Source organism: Xanthomonas sp. NCPPB 901 (assembly GCF_056725085.1).
This window is the reverse complement of record NZ_CM161511.1, coordinates 99623-120691: the sequence shown is the minus strand read 5'-3', so window position 1 is coordinate 120691 and position 21069 is coordinate 99623. Positions and strand designations below refer to the sequence as shown.

Below are 21069 nucleotides of genomic sequence, written 5' to 3'. Positions count from 1 at the left end.
GGCTCACGGGGCGGCTCCGTAGGCGGGCGGACCCTCACCCCAATCCCTCTCCCGGGGGGAGAGGGGCTTGCGCGGGGCGCCGGCGGACGGGGCGTGGTCCGGCGTGCGCAGGACGGCGAGGAGGTGGGTGGGTTGGCTCACGGGGCGGCTCCGTGGGCGGACGGACCCTCACCCAAACCCCTCTCCTGGGGCGAGAGAGGCTCAGCCTGGGCGCCGGCGAACAGGGCGTCGACGCCTTCGATCAGGTCCGGGTCGAAGCGCCAGGCGTGCACGCCCGGCGACGGGTCGCGGGCGGCGTCCAGGCCGCGGCAGAACAGGTAGCGCACGCCGCCGAAGTCGCGGGCGTAGTCATAGCCCTCGCCCAGGCGGAAGCGCAGCCAGCGGTGCAGGGCCACGGTGTAGATCAGCGCCTGCAGGGTGTATTCGCTGTGCGCCATCGCCCGCGCCAGCGCGTCGGGGTCGTAGGCCGGCAGGCGGTTGGACTTGTAGTCGAGCACGTACCAGCGGCCGTCGTACCGGTAGGTGAGGTCGATCAGGCCGGTCATCAGCCCCTCCAGGCGCTGCCGCGCGCCGAACGCCTGGCGCTCGCCGGCCACGCCGAAGCGATGCAGCAGCGCCAGCAGCGCATCGACGCGGGTCGGGCGCATGGCGAAGTGGAACTCCATTTCGTTGCGCCGCTGCTCCTCCGGCACCGCGGCCAGGCAGGTGCCTTCGGGCAGCGCCACGGTGAGGGTGTTGCCGACCAGGGCGGTGAGCACGGCGGTGCCATCGGCCACTTCGTCTTCTTGGTAGCCGCCGCTGTGCAACGCTTCGATGATGGCCACTTCCTGCCCGGCCGGCGCCGGCTGGCCCGGCCGCCAGTGGCGCCAGGCGGCGAAGTCGCAGCGCTCGAACACGTCGTGCATGGCCACGCCGAAGCGGTTGCCGACGAAGCGGCGGTCGACCATGTCCACCTCCACCGCGGCGCTGACCGGTTCGCTGGCGGCGGGTTCGTCGCTGCCGCCGCTGCTGGGCACGGTGGCGCTGGCCATCGGGTCGCTGCCGGCGTCGGCATTGGCCAGCTGGGTGAAGCTGTACACCCACCACTCCGGCAGCACGCGCCGCTGCGGCACGCGCGCCGGTGGCACCTGCTGCGCCGGCTCCGGCGGCAGCCGCGGCAACTGCGCCGGCGGCGGGGTGCTGTCGATGGCGATGGCGCCGGGACCGGACGCAGCCTGCAAGGCGTCGAGGTCGCGCAGCATCGGCGCCAGCGCGGTGCGCTCGTGCTGCGGGAAGGCGCCGGTGGCGAGCCACAGCGCGTGTTCGGCGCGGGTCAGGCCGACGTAGAGCAGGCGCGCGTCCTCGGCGCGCTGTTCCTGTTTCCACGCGGCTTCGGCAGTCTCCCAGGCCGGATCGGCGTCGCCGCCGCTGCGGCCGGTGTTCCACTGCAGCTGGCGACCGCCCTGCGGCGCCGGCACCACGCAGTGGCGCCCGGGGCTGCGCTCGCTGCGGCCGATGCCGGCGTAGGGCAGGAACACTAGCGGATACTCCAGGCCCTTGCTCTTGTGCAGGGTGACGATCTGCACGCGGCGCGCGTCCGACTCCAGCCGCAGCTGCTGCGCTTCGTCGCTGTCGTCGGCATTGGCGATGCGCCGCGCCAGCCAGTCGACCAGACCATGCGGGCCCAGCGCGCGGGTGTCGGCTTCCTGCAGCAGTTCGGCCAGCTGCAGGTAGTTGGTGAGGCGGCGCTCACCGTCGACCAGGGCCAGCAGGCGTTGCCCGTGCGCGGCGCCGAGGTCGCCGATCAGGGCGAGCGGGCCGCCGCGCTGCCAGCGCTCGCGCCAGTCCAGCGCCTGCTGCTGCCAGCGGCGGTGGCGCTCGCCGTCGTGGTCGAGCGCGGCGATGGCCGCGGCGTCCTCGCCGATCAGCACGGTGGCCAATGCGGCGCGCAGGCGGCCGTCGTCGCCGGGGTCGAGCAGGGCCTGCAGCAGCGCCAGCAGTTCCAGCGCCTCGTCGGTGGCGAACAGGCTGCGGCGGCCGGCGGCGACCGCGGGGATGCCGGCGGCGGCCAGCGCCTGCTGGATGCGCGTGGCCTCGCCGTGGCTGCGCACCAGCACGGCGATGTCGCCGGCCTGCACGGGACGGCCGAGCAAGGTGGCAGTGCCGTCGCGGGCCTCGGCCAGCCAGCCGCGGATCGCCGCCACGCAGGCGGCGGTGCACAGCTCGCGGGCGCGGCCGGCGTTCCACGGCTTGGGCTTGCCCGGCTTGGCGGTGGCCGGCGGCGGTGGAGGTTCCGGTGCGCGCCAGACGGTCAGCGCCGGGGCCGGCTCACCGCCGCGCTGCAGGTCGGCATCGACGCGCTTGCTGCCGGGCTGCACCGGGTGGAAGGCGATGCCGTCGGTGAGGAAGGCATCGGCGTAACCGGCCTGCGCGTACAGCGCGTCGATCGCCGCCAGCAGCGCCGGGCGCGAGCGGAAGTTGTGCGCCAGCGGCGGCGCGCGCTCGGCGTCCGCGGCAGCGGCCAGGTAGGTGCGCACGTCGCCGCCGCGGAAGCCGTAGATGGCCTGCTTGGGATCGCCGATCAGGGCAAGCAGCGGCGGCGTGTCGTCCGCTGTGGACAGGTACGGCGCGATCGCCGCGTCGTCCTGCGCCGCGGCGAGGCCGGCCGTCTCCGCGGCGAACACCTTGCGGAAGATCGTCCACTGGCGGTCGTCGGTGTCCTGGAACTCGTCGACCAGGGCCACCGCGTACTGCGCGCGCAGCCGCTGCGCCAAGGCGGCGCCGCGCGGGCCTTCCAGCGCGCGCGCCACGCCCTCGACCAGGTCGTCGTAGGTCTGCACGCGGCGCTGGCGCTTGAGATAGGCCAGCCGTTCCGCCGCGTCGGCACGCAGCGCGTGCAGCAGGCGGATGCGGCGTTGCGTGCGCCAGTGCGCCAGCTGCGCCAGCGCGGCCAGGTAGCCGTCGATGGCGTGGCCCAGCGGCGCGGCCGGGGTGCGCTCGGCGTGCTTCTTGTTGGTGCCGGCGGCCAGTTCGGCGGCGGTGAGCTTGACCAGCTTCGGGTGCGGCGGCGCGTCCGCCGACGGCGCCGCGGCGAAGGCGTCCAGCCAGTGCCACAACGCGGTCAGCCAGTCGGGCTTGTAGCTGACCTTGCTCAGCACGCCGGCCTCGATCGCCGCGGCGATCGCCTCGAAACAGGCGGTGCCGTGGGTACGGAACGCCTCGGCCAGCGCGACGCCGGCGCGCTGCACGGCCTGCTGCAGCACGGCGCCGTCCTCGGCGGCGAAGACCGGCGCGGCCGGCAGCAGGGTCGGATGCCGCACCAGTTCGCGCAGATCGATGGCCATGCCGTCCGGCCCGCCCGGCCACAGCGCCACCAGGTCCTCGGCCATCGCCGCATCGGCGGCGCGTTGCCGCCACAGGTCGGCGGCGACGTCGCGCAGCAACTCGCGGTCGTCGGCGAGCAGCTGCGGCGCGGCGAAGGCCTGGCCGCTTTCCAGCGCGTGCTCGCGCAGCACGCGCGCGCAGAAGCCGTGGATGGTGAAGATGGCGGCGAGGTCGATGTCCTCGGCGGCCTGCTGCAGGCGGCGGCGCAGGGCGGTCGGGGTTTCGCTCCCGGTGGCCAGGTGCGCGGTCAGGATGGCGCGGGTCAGGGCGACGTCGGGTGGGTCTTGTTGCGGCGTTGGATGCGATGGGTCGGTCGCGGCTGACGCCGCTCCTACGAGGCCTCCATCTGTGTCCGGGACCAGCGTCGCCGCCAGCGCCAGGCGCTCGCGGATGCGCCGGCGCAGTTCCTGGGTGGCGGCCTCGGTGAAGGTGACCGCGAGGAGTTGGCCCAGGCGCAGGCCGCGTTCGACCACCAGGCGAGTGAACAGGGTGGCCAGGGTGAAGGTCTTGCCGGTGCCGGCGCTGGCCTCGATCAGGCGCACGCCGTGCAGCGGCAGCTGCAGGTAGGGGTCGCGGTCGGGCGCGGCGCTCATTCGGCGTCCTCCTGGGTGCCGCGCCAGCGCTGCCAGCTTTCGGCCAGCCGTTCGGGATCGAGCGCGGGGCCGGCGTCGCCCTGTTCGAGCAGGCCGAACACGCGCTGGCTGGTGGCGGCGAAGGCGGCGAAGCGCTGCGCATCGGCGAACGGGTCGCGGCCGCGGCCGACCAGGCGCAGTTCCGGACTGTCCGCCTCGCTCCAGCCGAAACCGGCCTGCCATTGCGCGGCGGCGTCCTTGATCGCCTTGTCGAGATCGCCGGTGCGCGCGGCCTGGTAGTACTTCCAGCTGCTGTACGGCGCGAACGCCAGCGGCGCCTGCCGGCCATGCCGATACAACTGCAGCAGTTCCCCCAGCGCCTGCCGCGCCTGCGCCGCGGGCAGCGGTTCGCGGTCCATCGGATGCGGGCCGAGGCTGTCGTCGTGGTCGAAGAAACGCACGTAGGGCACCTGTTCGCCGGCGGCGCGCAGCAGCAGCCATTCCAGGCCGTGGCGGATCGCGCTGCGCCCGCTCAACGCGCCCACCTGCACGCGCGCCACGCCGGGCGCGTACCAGCCCGGCAGGCGGCCATGCAGCGCGGTGCCGTCGAGCTCGACCTGCAGCCGCGGCGCCAGCGGCGCGGCGTCGCTGCCGCGCCACTGCCGGAACGCCTCGGCATACGGGCGCAACTGGCGCACGCGTTCGTCGAGCTGGCGCCGGCCCAGCGGCCCGGACGGCAGCAGCGCGCGGGCGCGCAGGCGTTCGTACAGGGCGTCGGTGTCCTCGCGCAGCACCGCCTCGAACACCTGCTGCTGCAGGCCGTACTGATCGAGCCCGCGGTTGGGCGCCAGCAACGGTTCCAGGTCGCTGTCGGCCTGCGCCGGATCGGGCAGGCGCAGGCCCAGGCGCTGGCGCAGGAACTGCCCGGCCGGATCGACCAGCAGCCGACGCAGGTCGTCGATGGACAGCTGCGCCGGCAGCGCGTCGTCGGCCGCGGCCGGCAAGGCGTCGATCCACGGCGCCAGCGGCTGGCGCTGGCCGACCAGGCTGTCCACCGCCGGCCGCCATTGCCGGCGGTAGCTGAAACGGCGCGGATCGGCATCCTCGGCACCGGTGGCGCCGAACGCGGCGGCGGCGAACGGCTGCAGCGGATGCCGCACCACCAGCGCCGCGGCCGCGGCCGGGTCGGCGTGATAGTGGGCGGCGCAGGCCAGCAGTTCGCCGACCAGCGGCGAGGGTTCGCGCACGCTGCCGTCGCGCGCGTCGGCGCCCAGGTAGCTCAGGTAGAACACCTCCTGCGCCGAGGCGAACAGTTGCAGGAACAGGAAGCGGTCGTCCTCGCGGGTGGAGCGGTCGCCGTGGCGGCGGCGCGTGGTGCCCAGCTCGGCGGTGAGGCGGTTGAGCCCGGCGGCCGGATCGCGGCGCGGGAAATCGCCGTCGTTCATGCCCAGCAGGCAGATGACCCGGAACGGCAGCAGCCGCATCGGCACCATGCGGCCGAAGCTGATGCCGCCGGTGAGCAGCGGCGCGCGCGTGTCCGATTCGCCCAGCACCGCGGCGAAGTGCGCGCGCACCACCTCGGCCGGCACCGCGGCGGCGTAGTCGGCGCGGGCGGCGTCGCGCGCGAACTGGTCGATCAGCGCGCGCAACCGTTCCAGCGCGCGCTGCTGGCGCGGCGCCGACGGGCTCTGCGGCAACAGCGCCTCGAGCAGGCCCAGCAGCACTTCGCGCCACTGCGCCGGCGGCATCGGCTCGGCCAGCGCGGCCTGGTGGCGGTCGAGCACGCGCAGCAGGCGCAGCAGCGTGTCCAGCGCGGCCAGTGCGCTGCCTTCCAGTTGCGGCCACGGCGCCACGCCGTCGATATCGTCCTCGGCGCCGCTGGCGTGGCCGAGCAGCAGCCGGTCCAGGGCGAAGCGCCAGGTATAGGCGTCGTCGGCCGGCGCCTGGTGGCGCTGCCGGTGCGCCGCGTCCAGGCCCCAGCGCGCGCCGGCGGCGTGCAGCCAGCCGCGCAGGCGGTCCAGCCCGGCTTCGTCCAGGCCGGCGGCCTCGGCGATCGGCGCGCTGGCGATCAGGTCCAGGATCTCGTGCAGGCCGAAGCGCGCGATCGGCAGGCCGAGCAGCGCCAGGAAGACGTCGGCCAGCGGTTCGCTGGCCAGCGGGCTGGCGTCGGCCAGCGCATAGGGCAAGGCGTCGTCGCCGGCGTGGCCGCCGAACACCGCGTCCAGGTACGGCACGTAGGGATCGATGTCCGGCGACAGCACCGCGATCTCGCGCGGCTGCAGCGGCGGCTCGAAACGCGGATCGTCGAGCAGCGCGCGCAGCTGGTCGTGCAGCACCTGCAGTTCGCGCAGGCGGGTGTGGCAGGCGTGCACCTGCAGACTGGGATCGTGCCGGTCCACCGCGGCCAGCGCTGCCGGCCGCGCCGGAGCGCGGCGATGGAACAGGTCGCTCTGCATGCGCCGCAGCAGGCTGTCGCCGAGGCCGCCGTCGGCCAGCGCGCGCCGGCCCGACTCCAGCGGATCGGCGTAGACCGCGATCTCGGCCAGCGGATGCACCACTTCGTAGTCGCCGATCAACGCCATGAAGTCGCGCCCGGCCGCGCCCCAGGCCTGCAGCAGCGGGTTCTCCTGCACCTGCTCGGCGAACAGGTCCACCGCCCCGCCATCGCGGCGGCGCTGCCACAGCGTCTGCAGATCGCCCCAATAGCCCTGCGTCGGCGTCGGCAGATAGAAGTGCAGCGTGCCGGCGCGCGCCTGCGTGGCCAGCACGCGCAGCACGTCCGGGGAAATGTTGAGCACGGCGAAGGCGAACAGGCGCCGCGGCAGGCCCTGCGGCAACGGCCCGTCCGGCCGCGCGTAGCGGTCCAGGTACTGGCCGATGCGCCGCGCGCGGTAGGCGCGGCCGCTGGCGATGCGCCGCCACAGCCGCGCCTGCGGATCGTCCGGGTCGGCGCCGCCTTCCCAGCGCAGCAGCCAGTCGCGGCGCCAGGCCTGGTACTTCTCGAACACGTTGCTCAGCTCGCCGGCCAGGCTCCACGGCTTGAGCGCATCGCCATCGGCCAGGTAGCCGGCCAGCGGCGCCAGCGCCGCGTCGTTGCCCAGGTCGCCCTGCAGCGCCGCGTACAGGCGCCAGTGCATGGTCGCCATGTCCAGGTCGTCGACCGCCGCGCCGAGATTGCGCTCCAGCGCGCGCGCGACGAACTCGCCGGGGGTGAGGAATTCCAGGTTCGCCGCCACCCCGTGCACCGCGGCCAGGGTCGATTGCAGCCAGCGCCGCATCGCCACCTGCGGGATCAGCACCACCTCCGGCGCCAGCAAGGGCTGCTCCGGCGGCGGCCGGCGCAGTTCTTCGGCAAGCAGGGCGACCAGGGTATCCAGCGCGTTGGACGGATACAGCCGGAAATCGGGCGCGGACGGGGCAGGCATGTGCCGGGCATTGTGCCGGATGCGCCCCACCTGCGCCGGCTCACGCACCTGGATCGCCTCGCTCGATGAGGCGGGAGCGCCGCTAAACGCGACACGCTGTTGCGTAGACGGGCATGGGCCACAGGTGCGCACACGGGCGTGAGCAGTGCCACAATACTGGACGGGCCAGTTCGGTTAAGTTCAGCCGAACGCATCAATCCTAAGCATGTTGTATTTTCGTTAAAGGTCGCGATGGCGTCTTCCGAACCCAATCTGGTGCAGTTGTCGGGCGTGCGCATCGATCGCGGCGGCCGGGCGATCCTGCGCGACGTCTCGCTGAGTGTGCCGCGCGGCAGCATCACCGCCGTGCTCGGCCCGTCCGGCAGCGGCAAGTCCACGCTGCTGGCGGCGCTGACCGGCGAACTGGTGCCGGTGGCGGGCACGCTGGACGTCTTCGGCAAGCCGCTGCCGCGCGGCAGCCGCGCGCTGCGCGAAACCCGCAAGAGCATCGGCGTGCTGCTGCAGGGCAATGGCCTGCTCACCGACCTGAGCGTGGCCGAGAACGTGGCGCTGCCGTTGCGCGCCCACACTCGCCTGCCCGAGCCGGTGCTACAGCGGCTGGTGGCGCTGAAGCTGCACGCGGTGGGCCTGCTGGCCGCCGCCGATGCCTGGCCGCGCGAGCTGTCCGGCGGCATGGCGCGGCGCGTGGCGCTGGCGCGGGCGCTGGCCCTGGACCCGCCGCTGATGATCTACGACGAACCGCTGACCGGCCTGGACCCGATCGCCTCCGGCGTGATCATGAGCCTGATCCAGCGGCTCAACCACACCCTGGGCCTGACCAGCATCATCGTCAGCCACCACGTCCACGAGACCCTGCCGATCTGCGACCAGGCCGTGGCCATCGCCAACGGCGGCGTGGTCTTCGCCGGCACCCCGCAGGCGCTGCAGGCCAGCACCGATCCGCTGCTGCAGCAGTTCCTGCACGGCCGTCCCGACGGCCCGATCCCGTTCGATGCGCCGCAGCGCGCGCGGAGCGCCGCCTGATGGCCATCGTTGCCCCGATCCGTTCCCTGGGCCGTGCCGGGCTGTTCTTCCTCACCGTGCTGCGCGGCTCGCTGCCGACCCGCGACCTGCTGGCCGAGTTGATCCGCGAGATCTACAAGGTCGGCGCGCGCTCGCTGCCGATCATTGCGGTGGGCGGCGCCTTCGTCGGCCTGGTGCTGACCCTGCAGGGCTACCGCACGCTGCAGACCTACGGCGCCTCCGATGCGCTGTCGACCCTGCTCGGCCTGTCGCTGTACCGCGAGCTGGCGCCGGTGCTGACCGCGTTGCTGTTCATCGGCCGCGCCGGCAGTTCCATCGCCGCCGAGCTCGGCCTGATGCGCGCCACCGACCAGATCAAGGCGCTGGAGCTGATGGCGATCGACCCGGTGGCCAAGGCGGTGGCGCCACGCTTCTGGGCGGCGGTGCTGACCGTGCCGCTGCTGACCGGCATCTTCTGCTCGCTGGCGATCAGCGCCAGCTATTTCGAGGCGGTCGGCGCGCTCGGCCTGGACCGCGGCACGTTCTGGTCGGCGCTGTCGAGCAGCGTGGATTTCTGGGACGACTTCGGCGTGGCGATGCTGAAGTCGGCGGTGTTCGGCGGCACCGCGGCGCTGGTCGCGGCCTATGTCGGCTTCCATGCCGAGCCGACCATCGAGGGCACCTCGGTGGCCACCACCCGCGCCGTGGTCAACGCCTCGCTGCTGGTGCTGATGTTCAATTTCGTCATGTCGGCGCTGCTGTTCCGCTGAGCGGCGCCAACGCGGGGCCGGCCGGCGACGGCAGGCCCTGCGGCAACATCCCGGTCGCGGCACTGGCGCCGCGGCCACGCTGAATCAACAAGGTAGACACGTTATGGCTCTCCGTGGTCCCCGTCTCGAGTTCGCCGTCGGCGCCTTCCTGCTGCTGGGCCTGGCCTCGCTGCTGGTGCTGGCGCTGGCTTCCACCAACCGCCAGTGGGGCTTCGGCGGCCACCGCTACGAGCTGATCGCGCGCTTCTCGCAGATCGGCCAGCTGCGGACGCAGGCGCCGGTGAAGATCGGCGGCGTCATCATCGGCCAGGTCGCCAAGATCGACCTGGACCCGACCAAGTTCGACTCGGTGGTCACCCTGTCCATCGACGACAAGTACAAGGACCTGCCGGCCGACACCTCGGCGGCGATCCTGACCAGCGGCCTGCTGGGCGAGAGCTACGTCGGCCTGCAGCCCGGCGGCGACCCCGACACGCTCAAGCCCGGCCAGGAAATCGCCTTCACCCAGCCGGCGGTGGACCTGATCCAGCTGGTCGGCAAGTACATGTTCGGCGGCGGCAGCGCCAGCGGCGACAAGAACACAACGCCCGCTGCCGCACCCTCGGCCGACCCCACCACGCCCGCAACGGAACCCAAGCCATGACGATCAAATTGCTTTCCGCCGCTCTCGCCGCCGCGCTGGCCGTGGCCGCGCCCTCCGCCGCCCTGGCCCAGGCCGCCGCGCCGGCCGCCGCCGCCACCCAGGCCGGTTCGGCCAGCAAGGTGGTGCTCGAGAACAGCACCCGCATCCTGACCACGCTGGAACAGCGCCGCAGCGAGTTCAAGAGCAACCCCACCGCGCTGCGCCAGTTCATCGACAGCGAGATGAACAAGTCCTTCGACCGCGACTACGCCGCCCGCCTGGTGCTGGGCGTGCACGGCCGCGGCGCCTCCGACGCCGACATCAAGCTGTTCGGCGACGCGATGGCCGACAACCTGATGCAGCGCTACGGCACCTCGCTGCTGACCTTCGAAGGCAAACCGCAGGTGCGGGTGAAGTCGGAAACCCCGCTGCCGGGCGGCCGCGGCGTCAAGGTCTCCACCGAGCTGCTGCGCAGCGGCGGCGACCCGGTGCCGGTGGACTACCTGCTGCGCAACACCGGCGCCGGCTGGAAGATCTTCGACGTGATGGTCGAGGGCGTGTCCTACGTGCAGACCTTCCGCAACCAGTTCGACACCCCGCTGCGCAACAAGTCGATCGCCGAGGTCGCGGCCGAGCTGCGCAACGGCACGCTGCAGGCGGCCCCGGCGGGCAACAGTGGCAAGTGATGCGCAACTGCGCCGCGATGGCGACACGCTCGCGCTGAGCGGCGTGATCGACCGTGCCGCGGCCACCGCGCTGTGGCCGGCGGCGCTGCGGCTGCTGCCGGGCGCGCGCGCGCTGGACCTGCAGGCGGTGTCGCGGGTGGACAGCGCCGGTCTGGCGCTGCTCGCCGAACTCGCCGCGCGCCTGCGCGCCCAGGGCCAGGCCGAGGTCGCCATCCACGGCGCCCCGGCCGGCCTGACCGACTTGAGCGCCGCCTACCGGCTGGCCTCGACCCTGGACTTCCACTCTCCCCCTGCGGCGAGCTGACACATGAACGTGCTGCGTATCCTCACTTCCCTGACCCTGGCCGCCGCCCTGGGCGCCTGCGCCGGTGCCCCCAAGCGCACGCCGCCTCCGCCGCCGGTGGCGGAAACCGCGCCGGCCACGTCCATCCAGGACCAGGCCGGCAGCGGCGCCGCCACCCCGGCTCCTGCACCTGCACCTGCACCGGTGGACACGGCGGCCGATACCGCGCAGGCGGCTACGACTGCGCCGGCCACGACGACTGCACAGGACCCGACCGATTCCGCCGATGCGGACTACGCCGCGATCTACGGCAGCGACCCGTACAACCCGGTCGCCGATCCGACCCTGCCGGAGGGCGTGCAGGCGCCGCAGAGCTACGATCCGTGGGAGAAGTTCAACCGCAAGGTGCATGCCTTCAACAACGTGGTCGACCGCGCCGTGGCGCGGCCGCTGGCACGCGCCTACGTCAACGTGGTGCCGCGGCCGGTGCGGCTGGGCGTGACCAACTTCTTCGACAACCTCAGTTCGCCGCTGACCATGGTCAACCAGTTGCTGCAGGGCCGTCCGCTGCAGGCGGGGCAGACCCTGAGCCGGTTCCTGATCAACAGCACGCTGGGCATCGGCGGCATCTTCGACCCGGCCACCGACGCCAACCTGCCGCGGCGCAGCGAGGACTTCGGCCAGACGCTGGGCGTGTGGGGCTGGCGCCGCTCGCGCTACCTGGAACTGCCGCTGTTCGGCCCGCGCACGGTACGCGATACGTTCGGCCTGGTCGGCGACGCGCCGCTGTCGCCGCTGCAGCAGATCGAGGAGGACCAGGTCCGCATCGGCCTGCAGGGCCTGCAGTTGGTCGACACGCGTGCGCAGTTGCTGTCGCTGGACAGTCTGCGCGACCAGGCGCCGGACGAGTATCAGCTGACCCGCGATGCCTGGCTGCAGCGGCGCAACTACCAGATCGAGAGCGACATGCGCGGGCACAAGCGCCAGGACGACGATCTGCCGGCCTATCTGCGCGAGGAAGAGACCAACCCGACGGTGCCGGTGGACGCGATGCCGGTGCCGGAGTGGCGCGGCGGGCGCTGAGTCCAGCGCACGATCCACCTACGAAAAGCCCGGCCTCGGCCGGGTTTTTTGTGTCTGAAGCTTTTGCTGGTATCGCCTGTGGGCGCAGCGCGATGTACGGGAACGACCGCTCGGTTTGCAGTGGGTGAGCGAGTGTCGCGGCCGACGTCATTGTGCAGCCGGCTTCGCTGTTGCTCCTGCTGTTGCTTCTGCTGCTGTTGCTCCTGCTGCTGTTGCTCCTGCTCCTGCTCCTGCTCCTGCTCCTGCTGTTGCTGTTGCTGTTGTTCCTGATGTTGCTGTTGCTGTTGATTTACTGGGGTCCCCTCGGCGCGGCAGCCACGGCGGGGAAAAACCCGAAGGGCGGCGCACATGGATGTGCGCCGTTCGCGGCAGGGGCAGGATGCCCCTTCCGCGAATCCCCGTCGTGGCTGCGCACCCGGAGCGCGCAGCGCGGAGGGCGCGCTGCGGGGTGTGCTTTCTTTTGGTTACTTTTCTTTGCACAAGCAAAGAAAAGTAACTCGCCGTCAGGCGAAAGCTTTGCTCTTGCTCTTGCTCTTGCTCCTGCTCTTGCTCCTGCTCTTGCTCCTGCTCTTGCTGCTGCCGCTGCTGGATGTAGGAGCGACTTGAGCGGCGACAGGCACTACCGATTACGTCGGTCGCGGCTAAAGCCGCTCCTACAGAACTTCTCGTCTGACACGCAAAATTCAAGCAACAGCAAAGGCTTTCGCCCTTGCGGGCGAGTTACTTTTCTTTGCTCGCGCAAAGAAAAGGTAACCAAAAGAAAGCGCGCCCTGCCTTCGCGCCCTCCGCGCTGCGCGCTCCGGGTCCGCGTCCATCACGGGGATCCGCGGAAGGGGCATCCTGCCCCTGCCGCGGACGGCGCACATCCTTGTGCGCCGCCCCTTCGGGGTTTTTCCCCGCGCTGGCCGCCGCTTCGTAAGGGAACCCGGTAAGTCAAAAGCCGAAACAACAGCCACAGCCACAGCCAAAGCCAAAGCCAAAGCCAAAGCACAGAAGCACAGAAGCACAGCAACAGCCAAGGCAACGGCAACGGCAACGGCAACGGCAACGGCAACGGCAACGGCAACGGCAACCGGTATGGTGCTGCAAACCTTGCGCAGGAGCGGCTTCAGCCGCGACAGGCGACGCCGGACACTACAACCCGCCGGCAACCTGTTCCGCCTTAGACGCCCACAACAGCACCTTCAACTCGTCCAAGCACCGCCTCACGGCATCAAACGCCGCGAACCGTTACCCCAGCGCGGCGTCGATCGCCGCACGCAGGCGCGGATCCTCGGCGGTGACGTCCGGGGCGAAACGCGCATGCACCTTACCGTCGCGGCCAATCAGGAACTTCTCGAAGTTCCACAGCACGCCCGGCGCCGGGTTCGGTTCGATGCCGTAGCCGGCCAGCTTCTCGCGCATCGGGCCCTCGCCCTCGGTCTGCGGCTGCGCGGCAATCAGCGCGCGATACAGCGGATGGGTCGCTTCGCCGGTGACCGCGATCTTGGCGAACATCGGGAAGGTGACATCGTAGGTGAGCTGGCAGAACTGCTGGATCTCCGCCTCGCTGCCCGGCTCCTGGCCCTTGAAATCGTTGGCCGGGAAACCGAGCACCTCCAACCCCGCCGCCTGCTTCTCGCGGTACAGCGCTTCCAGGCCCGCGTACTGCGCGGTGAGCCCGCACTTGGAAGCCACGTTGACGATCAGCAGTACCTTGCCGTCGAACTCGGCGAGGGTGGCCGGCTGGCCGTCGATGCGGGTCAGCGGAATGGCGGTCAGCGACGCGGACATGGGGCATTACCTCGATCGAAAGGGAATGCCAGCATAGTCGCTGCCGACGCGACGTGCGGAGCGCGGCGACCGCGTGACTCAGCGCACCGACAGCTCGCCTTCGCGCCGACGCAACCGCCATGCCCCTCATCCCGACTGACGACGCCCCGCCGCGCACCGCACGGCGCTCACTCCCGGTCGTCGCCCGCCACCTCGTCCGCCTCGGCCTCGTCCAGCGGCAGCGACAGGTCCAGCAGCGGCGCGGCCTGCGCATCGGCCAGGGTCTCGACCCCGCGCAGGCGGCGCTCGATGGTGCGGGTCTTGCGGCTGGCCTCGCCCAGGCTCTTGCCGACGGTGCTGATCTGCTTCTCGGCCTTTTCCAGGATGCCGGCGAACTTGCCGAACTCGCTCTTGACCGCCGCCAGCACGCCCCACACCTCGCTGGAACGTTTCTCGATGGCGAGGGTGCGAAAGCCCATCTGCAGGCTGTTGAGCAGGGCGGTGATGGTGGTCGGCCCGGCGACGACGATGCGGTGCTCGCGCTGCAGCAGGTCGGCCAGGCCGGGACGGCGCAGGGTCTCGGCGTACAGGCCCTCGGTGGGCAGGAACATCACCGCGAAGTCGGTGGTGTGCGGCGGGGCGATGTACTTGTCGCCGATCGACTTGGCCTGCACCCGGATCGCGCGTTCCAGTTGCGCGCCCGTCGCCTGCACCAGTTCCGGATCGCCCTGCTCCTGCGCATCGAGCAGGCGCTCGTAGTCCTCGCGCGGGAACTTGGCGTCGATCGGCAGCCACACCGGCGTGTCCTCGTGGCCACGGCCGGGCAGGCGCACGGCGAAATCGACCATTTCGTTGCGCTCCGGGCGCACCCGCACGCCGCGTGCGTACTGCTCCTGGGTCAGGGTCTGCTCGAGGATGTTCTCCAGCTGCACTTCGCCCCAGCCGCCGCGGTTCTTGACATTGCTCAGCACGCGCTTGAGGTCGCCGACGCCGGTGGCCAGCTGCTGCATCTCGCCCAGGCCGCGCTGGACCTGCTCGAGCCGTTCGGAGACCAGCTTGAACGAGGCGTCCAGGCGCGTGTTGAGGGTGGTCTGCAGCTTCTCGTCGACGGTGCCGCGCATCTGCTCGAGCTTGGCCGCGTTGTCGGCCTGCAGTTCCTTCAGCCGCTCCTCCAGGGTGGCGCGCATCTCGCCCAGGCGCTGCTCGTTGCGCTGGACCAGCTCGCCCAGGCGCTGGCCGAGCGTGTCGGCGAAGCGCTGCTGCGCGTCCGCACCTTCCTGGCGGCCCTTGCGCGCATCCTCGAGCAGGGCCTCGCGCAGCGCGCCCAGTTGCGCGTCGATGCGCGCGATCAGCTCGGCCTGCTGCTGGCCGAACTGGGCCATGCGCGCATCCTGCTGCTGGCCGAAGGCATCGAGCTGGCCGCGGATCTCGACCAGGCGCTGGCTCAGCAGCTCGGCCATGCGCTGCTGCGCTTCACCGGCTTCGACCCGGCCGCGTCGCGCGTCCTCGGTCAGCGCTTCGCGCAGCAGGTCCAGGCGCTGGTCGGTGCGGGTGGACAGATCGGCCAGATGGCGGGCGAAGCCTTCGCTGCGCGCGTCCTGCTGGCGCGCCAGGCTGTCGAGCTGCTCGCGCAGTTCGCCGCGGCCGCCGCGCTGCTCCTCGCGCAGGGCCGCCTCCAGCGCGGCATGGTTGCCCCGCCGCAGCAACACGGCCAGCAACAGGGCGATGACGGCGCACAACAGGCCGGCGAGGATCAGGAAATGGACATCGTTCTGCATGCGGCCAGTGTAGCCGGCCACGTCTCAATCGCTGCGCCACGCGCCAGCGGGCGGACAGCGCCGGATATACCTTGGTATCGCCGCCATGGCCTCATGCAGGCTGGCGCGGGCAGGGGCCGCGTGCCAAGCTTTGCGCCACCCGCTCCTGGCCCGGCCAGTGGGCGCTGCCGCGGCATCAGGCCGCACCAGGCCATCGCGCCCCGCGCGATCCGTTCCCCTGACACCGGAGGCGCGCATGGACCCCGATCCGCATCGACGCGGCGTCAGCGCCGCAGTCGCAGTCCCCCGCCATTCTCCCCGCCTGGTCGCTGCCCGGCGCTGAGCCGGAAGACGCCCGCCGCCCGCACGCTGCGACGTCCTTGCCGGCCACGCGCCGCAAGGAGGTCGTCATGTTCGCGTTCTCACTGTTCTCCCGCCGTTTCCGTCTGCAGCGCGGCCTGCAGCGCGCGCTGCGCGCCGCCGTCGCCATGCGCCGTCCCGAGGCGCTGCGCCATCTGCTCGCCGCCCACGGCGCCCGCGCCTTCGCCCTGGCGCTGGCCGCGCAGTCGCCGCGGGTGATGGCCGACGCGCTGTCGCTGCTGTCCGTCGCCGACCGCATCCGGGTCCGCGCACGCTTGCCGCACGCGGCGCAGCGGCGCCTGCACGCCGCCGGGGAAAACACCCCGTCGGCGCATTGGCGGCATGCCGCACTGGCCTGGTGGCCCGGGGTGCGCTGAAACCCGCACACCCACGCCCGTGGTGTCGAATGCCATCTCGCCCCGGCATCATGCGCACCCCACCTCCGCTCATTCCCTTTCCCGGAGCCGCCATGACCGCGCCCTTCGCCCACCGGAACGCCCCCTGATGGAAGCCCTGCGCCTGTTCAATCTCGGCTCGCTGCTCGACACCCTGGTGAGCCTGACCGCCGCCTTCGTGCTCGGCGCGATCATCGGTTTCGAGCGCCAGGTGCGCCAGCGCACCGCCGGGCTGCGTACCAACACCCTGGTCGCGGTCGGCGCGGCGATCTTCGTCTCGCTCGGCGACCGCCTGTTCGAGATCCACGGCGGCACCCAGGGCGCGGTGCAGGTGGTGGCCTACGTGGTCTCCGGCATCGGCTTTCTCGGCGCCGGCGCGATCATGAAGGAGGGCGCCAACGTCACCGGGCTCAACACCGCGGCCACGCTGTGGGGGTCGGGCGCGGTCGGCGCCTGCGCCGGCGCCGGGCTGGTCGCCGAGGCGGTGCTGGCGGCGATGTTCGTGCTGCTCAGCAACACCCTGCTGCGGCCGATGGTGAACCGCATCAACCGGCATCCGCTGAAGGAATCCTCGCTCGAAGCCACCTACATGTTCTATGCGATCTGCGCGCGCGAGGTGCACGGCGACGTGCGCGAGCGGCTGATCGAACTGCTGGAGGAGGCGCACTACCCGGCGCGCGAGGTCGAGCAGCATCCGTTCGGGCACCAGGACGTGGAGATCGCCGCCACCCTGTACGCCACCGCGGTGCGCGCCGAGGAACTGGATGCGGTGGTGCAGCGCCTGGAAGGCGAACCGGGTGTACAACAGGCGTTCTGGAACGCCGGCGCCGAAGCCTGAGCCGGCCATGCCCCGCCCCCTCGCTCCCACCCCGCGCTGCCGATGATCGCCTGGTTCAAGCCGCTGCCGCCGCACCGCCGCCTGCTCGGCCTGGCCGCGCTGGGCCTGGCGCTGGGCGCGATCTTCGTCGCCGACACGGTCACCGACTACGCGGTGGCGGCGGCGTTGTTCTACACGGTGGCGATCCTCGGCGCCGTGCGCTTGCTGGCCCCGGCCGGGCTGGGCGTGCTGGCCGGCATCTGCGTGGCGCTGGTCGTGCTCAGCTTCCATCTGACCCATGCCGGTGCCTACCACGTGGGCGTGATCAACTCGGCGATCAGCATCGTGGTGGTGGCGGTCACCGCCTCGATCGCGGTGCGCATGGAGCGCGCCAAGGCCGCCGCGCACGCGGCGCAGGCACAGTTGCTGCGGCTGGCGCGGGTGCGCAGCCTGGGCAGCCTGACCGCGTCGATCGCGCACGAGGTCAACCAGCCGCTGGCGGCCATCGTCACCAGCGGCAACGCCTGCCAGCGCTGGCTCGACCAGCAGCCGCCGAACCTGGACAAGGCGCGCGCGGCGCTGGCGCGCATCCTCGCCGACGCCGAGCGCGCCGGCGAGGTGATCGCGCGGGTGCGCAGCCTGACCCGGGGCGAGGCGCCGCAGCAGCGCGCCTTCGACCTCAATGCCGCGGTGGCCGAGGTGCTGGCGTTGTCGCAGGGCGAACTGGAGCGCAGCGCGGTCAGCGTGCACACCGAACTGTCGGCGCTGCTGCCGCCGGTGTCGGCCGACCCGGTGCAGATCCAGCAGGTGATCGGCAACCTGCTGCTCAATGCGATCGAGGCGATGGCCGCCACGCCGCCGGCGCAGCGCACGCTGCGCATCGTCACCGCGCGCGAGGACGCGCGTTCGGTGCGGCTGAGCCTGGCCGACAGCGGCGAAGGCTTGTCCGCGCAGGCGCAGGCGCATCTGTTCGATGCGTTCTGGACCACCAAGCAGGGCGGCATCGGCATCGGCCTGAGCATCAGCCGCAGCATCGTCGAGGCCGGCGGCGGCCGCATCTGGGCCGAACCCGGGCGGCCGCGCGGTGCGGTGTTCCACGTCTGCCTGCCCACCGCCAGCGGGGCCCGGCCATGAACGCCGAGGCGACCGCGCGCCCGGTGGTGTACCTGATCGACGACGACGCCTCGATCCGCGCCGCGCTGGAAGACCTGTTCGCCTCGGTGGACCTGCAGGTGCACGCCTTCGCCTCGACCCGCGAGTTCCTCGCGCATCCGCGCGCCGATGCGCCGAGCTGCCTGGTGTTGGACATCCGCATGCCCGGGCAGAGCGGCATGGATTTCCACCGCAACATGCACGAGGCCGGGCTGGCGCTGCCGACCATCTTCATCACCGGCCACGGCGACATCCCGATGAGCGTGGAGGCGATGAAGAACGGCGCGATCGAGTTCCTGACCAAGCCGTTCCGCGACCAGGACCTGCTCGATGCGATCGGCCAAGGCATCGCCCGCGACCGCGCGCGCCGCGCCGCCGCTGCGGCCCAGGCCGACCTGCAGGCGCGCTGGGCGCGGCTCAGTGCCGGCGAACGCGAGGTGGTGGAGCTGGTGGTGCAGGGCCTGCTGAACAAGCAGGTGGCGGCACGGCTGCAGCTCAGCGAGATCACGGTGAAGGTGCGCCGCGGCAATGCGATGCGCAAGCTGGAGGTCGGCTCGCTGGCCGAACTGGTGCGGCTGGCCGAACGGCTGGGGCTGTAGGATCGTTGCGAGCGCGCGCGGCGGAGCGCCTCCTGACGCACCTGTATTCCGTTGCATTCCGTAGGAGCGGCTTCAGCCGCGACGGGCGTCATCGGGAAAGCCCGTCGCGGCTGAAGCTGACGTCATCAACGCTTGCTCGCGGCCGGCCCCCATGCCCGGCAGGCGTAGCTTTGCTGCACCGCATTCGGCGACACTGCCCGGCTTGTCACTTCCGCACCCGAGGCCCGCATGTCGTTCCTGTTCCGGCGCAAGTCGCTCGACCTGGTCACCGTCCACGAGGCCGGCCGCCGGCTGGTGCCTTCGCTGAGCTGGCCGCACCTGGTGGCGCTGGGCATCGGCGCGATCGTCGGCACCGGCATCTACACCCTGATCGGGGTCGGCGCGCAGCTGGCCGGGCCGGCGGTGCTGGTGTCGTTCGCGGTGGCCGGGGCGATCTGCGCCTGCGCGGCGCTGGCCTATGCGGAGATGGCGACGATGATGCCGGCCGCGGGCAGCGCCTACACCTACAGCTACGTCGCGCTGGGCGAGGCGATCGCCTGGGTGGTGGGCTGGAGCCTGATCCTGGAGTACTCGCTGGTGGTCAGCACGGTGGCGGTCGGCTGGTCCGGGTACTTCGTCGGCTTCCTGCACTGGGCCAGCGCGCAGACCGGCATGGACCTGAACCTGCCGGCGGCGCTGACCGCCGGACCGCACGCCGGCGGCATCGTCAACCTGCCGGCGGTGCTGATCACCTTCGCCGTGGCCGGCCTGCTGATGGCCGGCACCAAGGAGAGCGCCACGCTCAACGCGGTGCTGGTGGTGCTGAAGCTGATCGCCCTGGGCATCTTCGTGGCGGTGGCGCTGCCGGCGTTCCAGAGCGCCAACCTGCACCCGTTCATGCCCTACGGCTTCCCCAAGACGGTCGGCGCCGACGGCGTCGCGCACGGGGTGATGGCGGCGGCGGCGATCATCTTCTTCGCCTTCTACGGCTTCGACGCGATCTCCACCGCCGCCGAGGAGACCAAGAATCCCAAGCGCGACCTGGCGATCGGCATCGTCGGCTCGATGATCGGCTGCACCCTGATCTACATCCTGGTGGCGCTGGCCGCGGTCGGGGCGATGCGCTACGACGTGTTCGGCGCCAGCACCGAGCCGCTGGCGCTGATCCTGCGCGAACTCGGCCACGGCAAGGCGGCGGCGGCGATCGGCGTGGTCGCGGTGATCGCGCTGCCGACCGTGCTGTTGGCGTTCCTGTACGGGCAGAGCCGGATCTTCTTCGTGATGTCGCGCGACGGCCTGCTGCCGCGCGGGCTGTCCAAGGTCAACGCGCGCACCGGCACGCCGGTGGCCACCACCCTGTTCACCGCGGTGCTGGTGGCGGCGCTGGCCGGCGTGGCGCGGCTGGACGAGATCGCCGCACTGGCCAATGCCGGCACCCTGGCCGCCTTCATCGCCGTGGCCGCGTGCATGCTGGTCCTGCGCCGCCGCGAGCCGGGCCGCGCCCGTACCTTCCGCACCCCGCTGGCGTGGGTGGTCGGGCCGCTGGCGATCGGCGGCTGCCTGTACCTGTTCTGGAGCCTGCCGCACACCACCCAGATCTGGTTCGGACTGTGGAACCTGCTGGGCGTGATCGCCTACCTGCTGTACGGGCGCCGCAACAGCCTGCTGCAGCGCGCGCAGCCCGCGCGATGAGTCCGGCATTCCAGGCGGCGCTGGCGCGCCACATCGGCAGCGCCTACGCCCGGCAGCTGGCGCTGGCCGACGTGCTGGCCGAGCGTCGCTGGCAAGTGGACCTGGGCGAAGGCCGGGTGTCCTTCGGCGAGGATCTGTCGTTTCCGATACAGCTGCTGGGCACCGCCGCCGAGGCCAGCGCCAGTTGGCGATGGGCCTGGGCCAACACCGCCAGCAAGCTGCCGCCGGCGCTGCTGACCGAAGCGAGCGCGCTGCGCGCGCACGGCGAACGCGAGGGCATCGAGGAACTGGTCGCGCCGTCCTCGGCGCTGGGCGAGGACGGCGGCCACCAGTTCGCGCTGCTCGCTGGCGCCCTGCGCGGGCGCTGCTACTACCGCGCGCCGTACGATGGCGGCGCGCTGTTCTTCCTGCTCGATGACGTGCCGGCCGCGGTGTTCGCGCCGTGCGACGACGCCCGCGTGCTGCGCCTGCTCGGGGAACTGCCGATGCAGTTCGCGCTCGACAACCGCGTCATGAGCGAAGGCTTTCTGGCCGACCAGGGCTTTGCGCTGCAGCGCGAACCCGCGCAGACGGTGGCGACCCGCGGCAACACCCGCATCGTCCTGGCGTTCGATGCTCAGGAACGGTTGACCGGCGTGCAGGGCCAGCTGGCCCCGGCGCAGGCCGCCGCCGCGGTCATGCCGACGCCGGTCCCGGCCTGGCAATTCTGGAAACGCAAGCGCTGAACACGGCGGCGGCGCGTCGCACCTGCACGCCGCCG

At 71.9% G+C, this 21069-nt stretch carries 16 protein-coding genes; 12 read left to right on the top strand and 4 right to left on the bottom strand.

Annotated features, from left to right (window positions below; all coding sequences use genetic code 11):
* Window positions 1–137: 137 nt before the first annotated feature.
* Both recB and recC read right to left on the bottom strand, forming a co-directional pair.
* Window positions 138–3956: an exodeoxyribonuclease V subunit beta gene (gene recB / locus AC1PME_RS00525; protein WP_481096976.1), complete on the bottom strand. Its 3819-nt coding sequence runs from the start codon at window positions 3954–3956 to the stop codon at window positions 138–140.
* Complete coding sequence (recC, locus tag AC1PME_RS00520; protein WP_481096975.1) at window positions 3953–7360, bottom strand: exodeoxyribonuclease V subunit gamma; 3408 nt, start codon at window positions 7358–7360, stop codon at window positions 3953–3955. The genes recB and recC overlap by 4 nt, the downstream gene beginning before the upstream one ends.
* A 231-nt stretch (window positions 7361–7591) precedes the next feature.
* Between recC and AC1PME_RS00515 the strand changes: the two genes are divergently transcribed.
* From AC1PME_RS00515 to AC1PME_RS00490, 6 genes are all read left to right on the top strand, one after another.
* On the top strand, window positions 7592–8383 hold the full coding sequence (locus tag AC1PME_RS00515; protein WP_254459791.1) for an ABC transporter ATP-binding protein: 792 nt from the start codon (window positions 7592–7594) through the stop codon (window positions 8381–8383).
* Window positions 8383–9132 (top strand): MlaE family lipid ABC transporter permease subunit, encoded by a 750-nt coding sequence (locus AC1PME_RS00510; RefSeq protein ID WP_010341089.1) that lies wholly within the window; start codon window positions 8383–8385, stop codon window positions 9130–9132. Before AC1PME_RS00515 ends, AC1PME_RS00510 begins: the two co-directional genes overlap by 1 nt.
* A gap of 103 nt (window positions 9133–9235) precedes the next feature.
* Complete coding sequence (mlaD, locus tag AC1PME_RS00505; RefSeq protein WP_307547614.1) at window positions 9236–9775, top strand: outer membrane lipid asymmetry maintenance protein MlaD; 540 nt, start codon at window positions 9236–9238, stop codon at window positions 9773–9775.
* A complete protein-coding gene (locus AC1PME_RS00500; protein WP_481096974.1) occupies window positions 9772–10440 on the top strand; it encodes an MlaC/ttg2D family ABC transporter substrate-binding protein in 669 nt (222 codons plus the stop codon). The genes mlaD and AC1PME_RS00500 overlap by 4 nt, the downstream gene beginning before the upstream one ends.
* Entirely contained in the window at window positions 10430–10744 is a 315-nt protein-coding gene (locus tag AC1PME_RS00495) for an STAS domain-containing protein (protein WP_481096973.1), read from the top strand. Before AC1PME_RS00500 ends, AC1PME_RS00495 begins: the two co-directional genes overlap by 11 nt.
* 3 nt (window positions 10745–10747) lie before the next feature.
* The gene (locus tag AC1PME_RS00490) at window positions 10748–11806 is read left to right on the top strand and encodes an MlaA family lipoprotein (RefSeq protein WP_481096972.1); all 1059 of its coding nucleotides are present in this window, start codon (window positions 10748–10750) and stop codon (window positions 11804–11806) included.
* Between the two features lie 1230 nt (window positions 11807–13036).
* Here AC1PME_RS00490 and AC1PME_RS00485 read toward each other — a convergent pair.
* Both AC1PME_RS00485 and AC1PME_RS00480 read right to left on the bottom strand, forming a co-directional pair.
* Window positions 13037–13579, bottom strand: coding sequence for a glutathione peroxidase (locus AC1PME_RS00485; protein WP_254459786.1), 543 nt, complete (start codon window positions 13577–13579; stop codon window positions 13037–13039).
* Window positions 13580–13746: 167 nt separating this feature from the next.
* Entirely contained in the window at window positions 13747–15336 is a 1590-nt protein-coding gene (locus AC1PME_RS00480) for a DNA recombination protein RmuC (RefSeq protein WP_481098168.1), read from the bottom strand.
* Between the two features lie 389 nt (window positions 15337–15725).
* On the opposite strand from AC1PME_RS00480, the gene AC1PME_RS00475 reads away from it, so the two are divergent.
* The 6 genes from AC1PME_RS00475 (at window position 15726) to AC1PME_RS00450 (ending at window position 21034) form a co-directional block, all read left to right on the top strand.
* Entirely contained in the window at window positions 15726–16052 is a 327-nt protein-coding gene (locus AC1PME_RS00475) for a hypothetical protein (protein ID WP_481096971.1), read from the top strand.
* Between the two features lie 127 nt (window positions 16053–16179).
* Window positions 16180–16908, top strand: coding sequence for an MgtC/SapB family protein (locus tag AC1PME_RS00470; protein ID WP_254459784.1), 729 nt, complete (start codon window positions 16180–16182; stop codon window positions 16906–16908).
* A gap of 42 nt (window positions 16909–16950) precedes the next feature.
* The gene (locus AC1PME_RS00465; RefSeq protein ID WP_481096970.1) at window positions 16951–18021 is read left to right on the top strand and encodes a sensor histidine kinase; all 1071 of its coding nucleotides are present in this window, start codon (window positions 16951–16953) and stop codon (window positions 18019–18021) included.
* Window positions 18018–18638 carry a response regulator transcription factor gene (locus AC1PME_RS00460; protein WP_481096969.1) on the top strand — a complete coding sequence of 207 codons (621 nt, stop codon included), beginning with the start codon at window positions 18018–18020 and terminating at the stop codon, window positions 18636–18638. The genes AC1PME_RS00465 and AC1PME_RS00460 overlap by 4 nt, the downstream gene beginning before the upstream one ends.
* 228 nt (window positions 18639–18866) lie before the next feature.
* A complete protein-coding gene (locus AC1PME_RS00455; RefSeq protein WP_307547598.1) occupies window positions 18867–20309 on the top strand; it encodes an amino acid permease in 1443 nt (480 codons plus the stop codon).
* On the top strand, window positions 20306–21034 hold the full coding sequence (locus tag AC1PME_RS00450; RefSeq protein WP_481096968.1) for a DUF6882 domain-containing protein: 729 nt from the start codon (window positions 20306–20308) through the stop codon (window positions 21032–21034). Before AC1PME_RS00455 ends, AC1PME_RS00450 begins: the two co-directional genes overlap by 4 nt.
* Window positions 21035–21069: the final 35 nt, after the last annotated feature.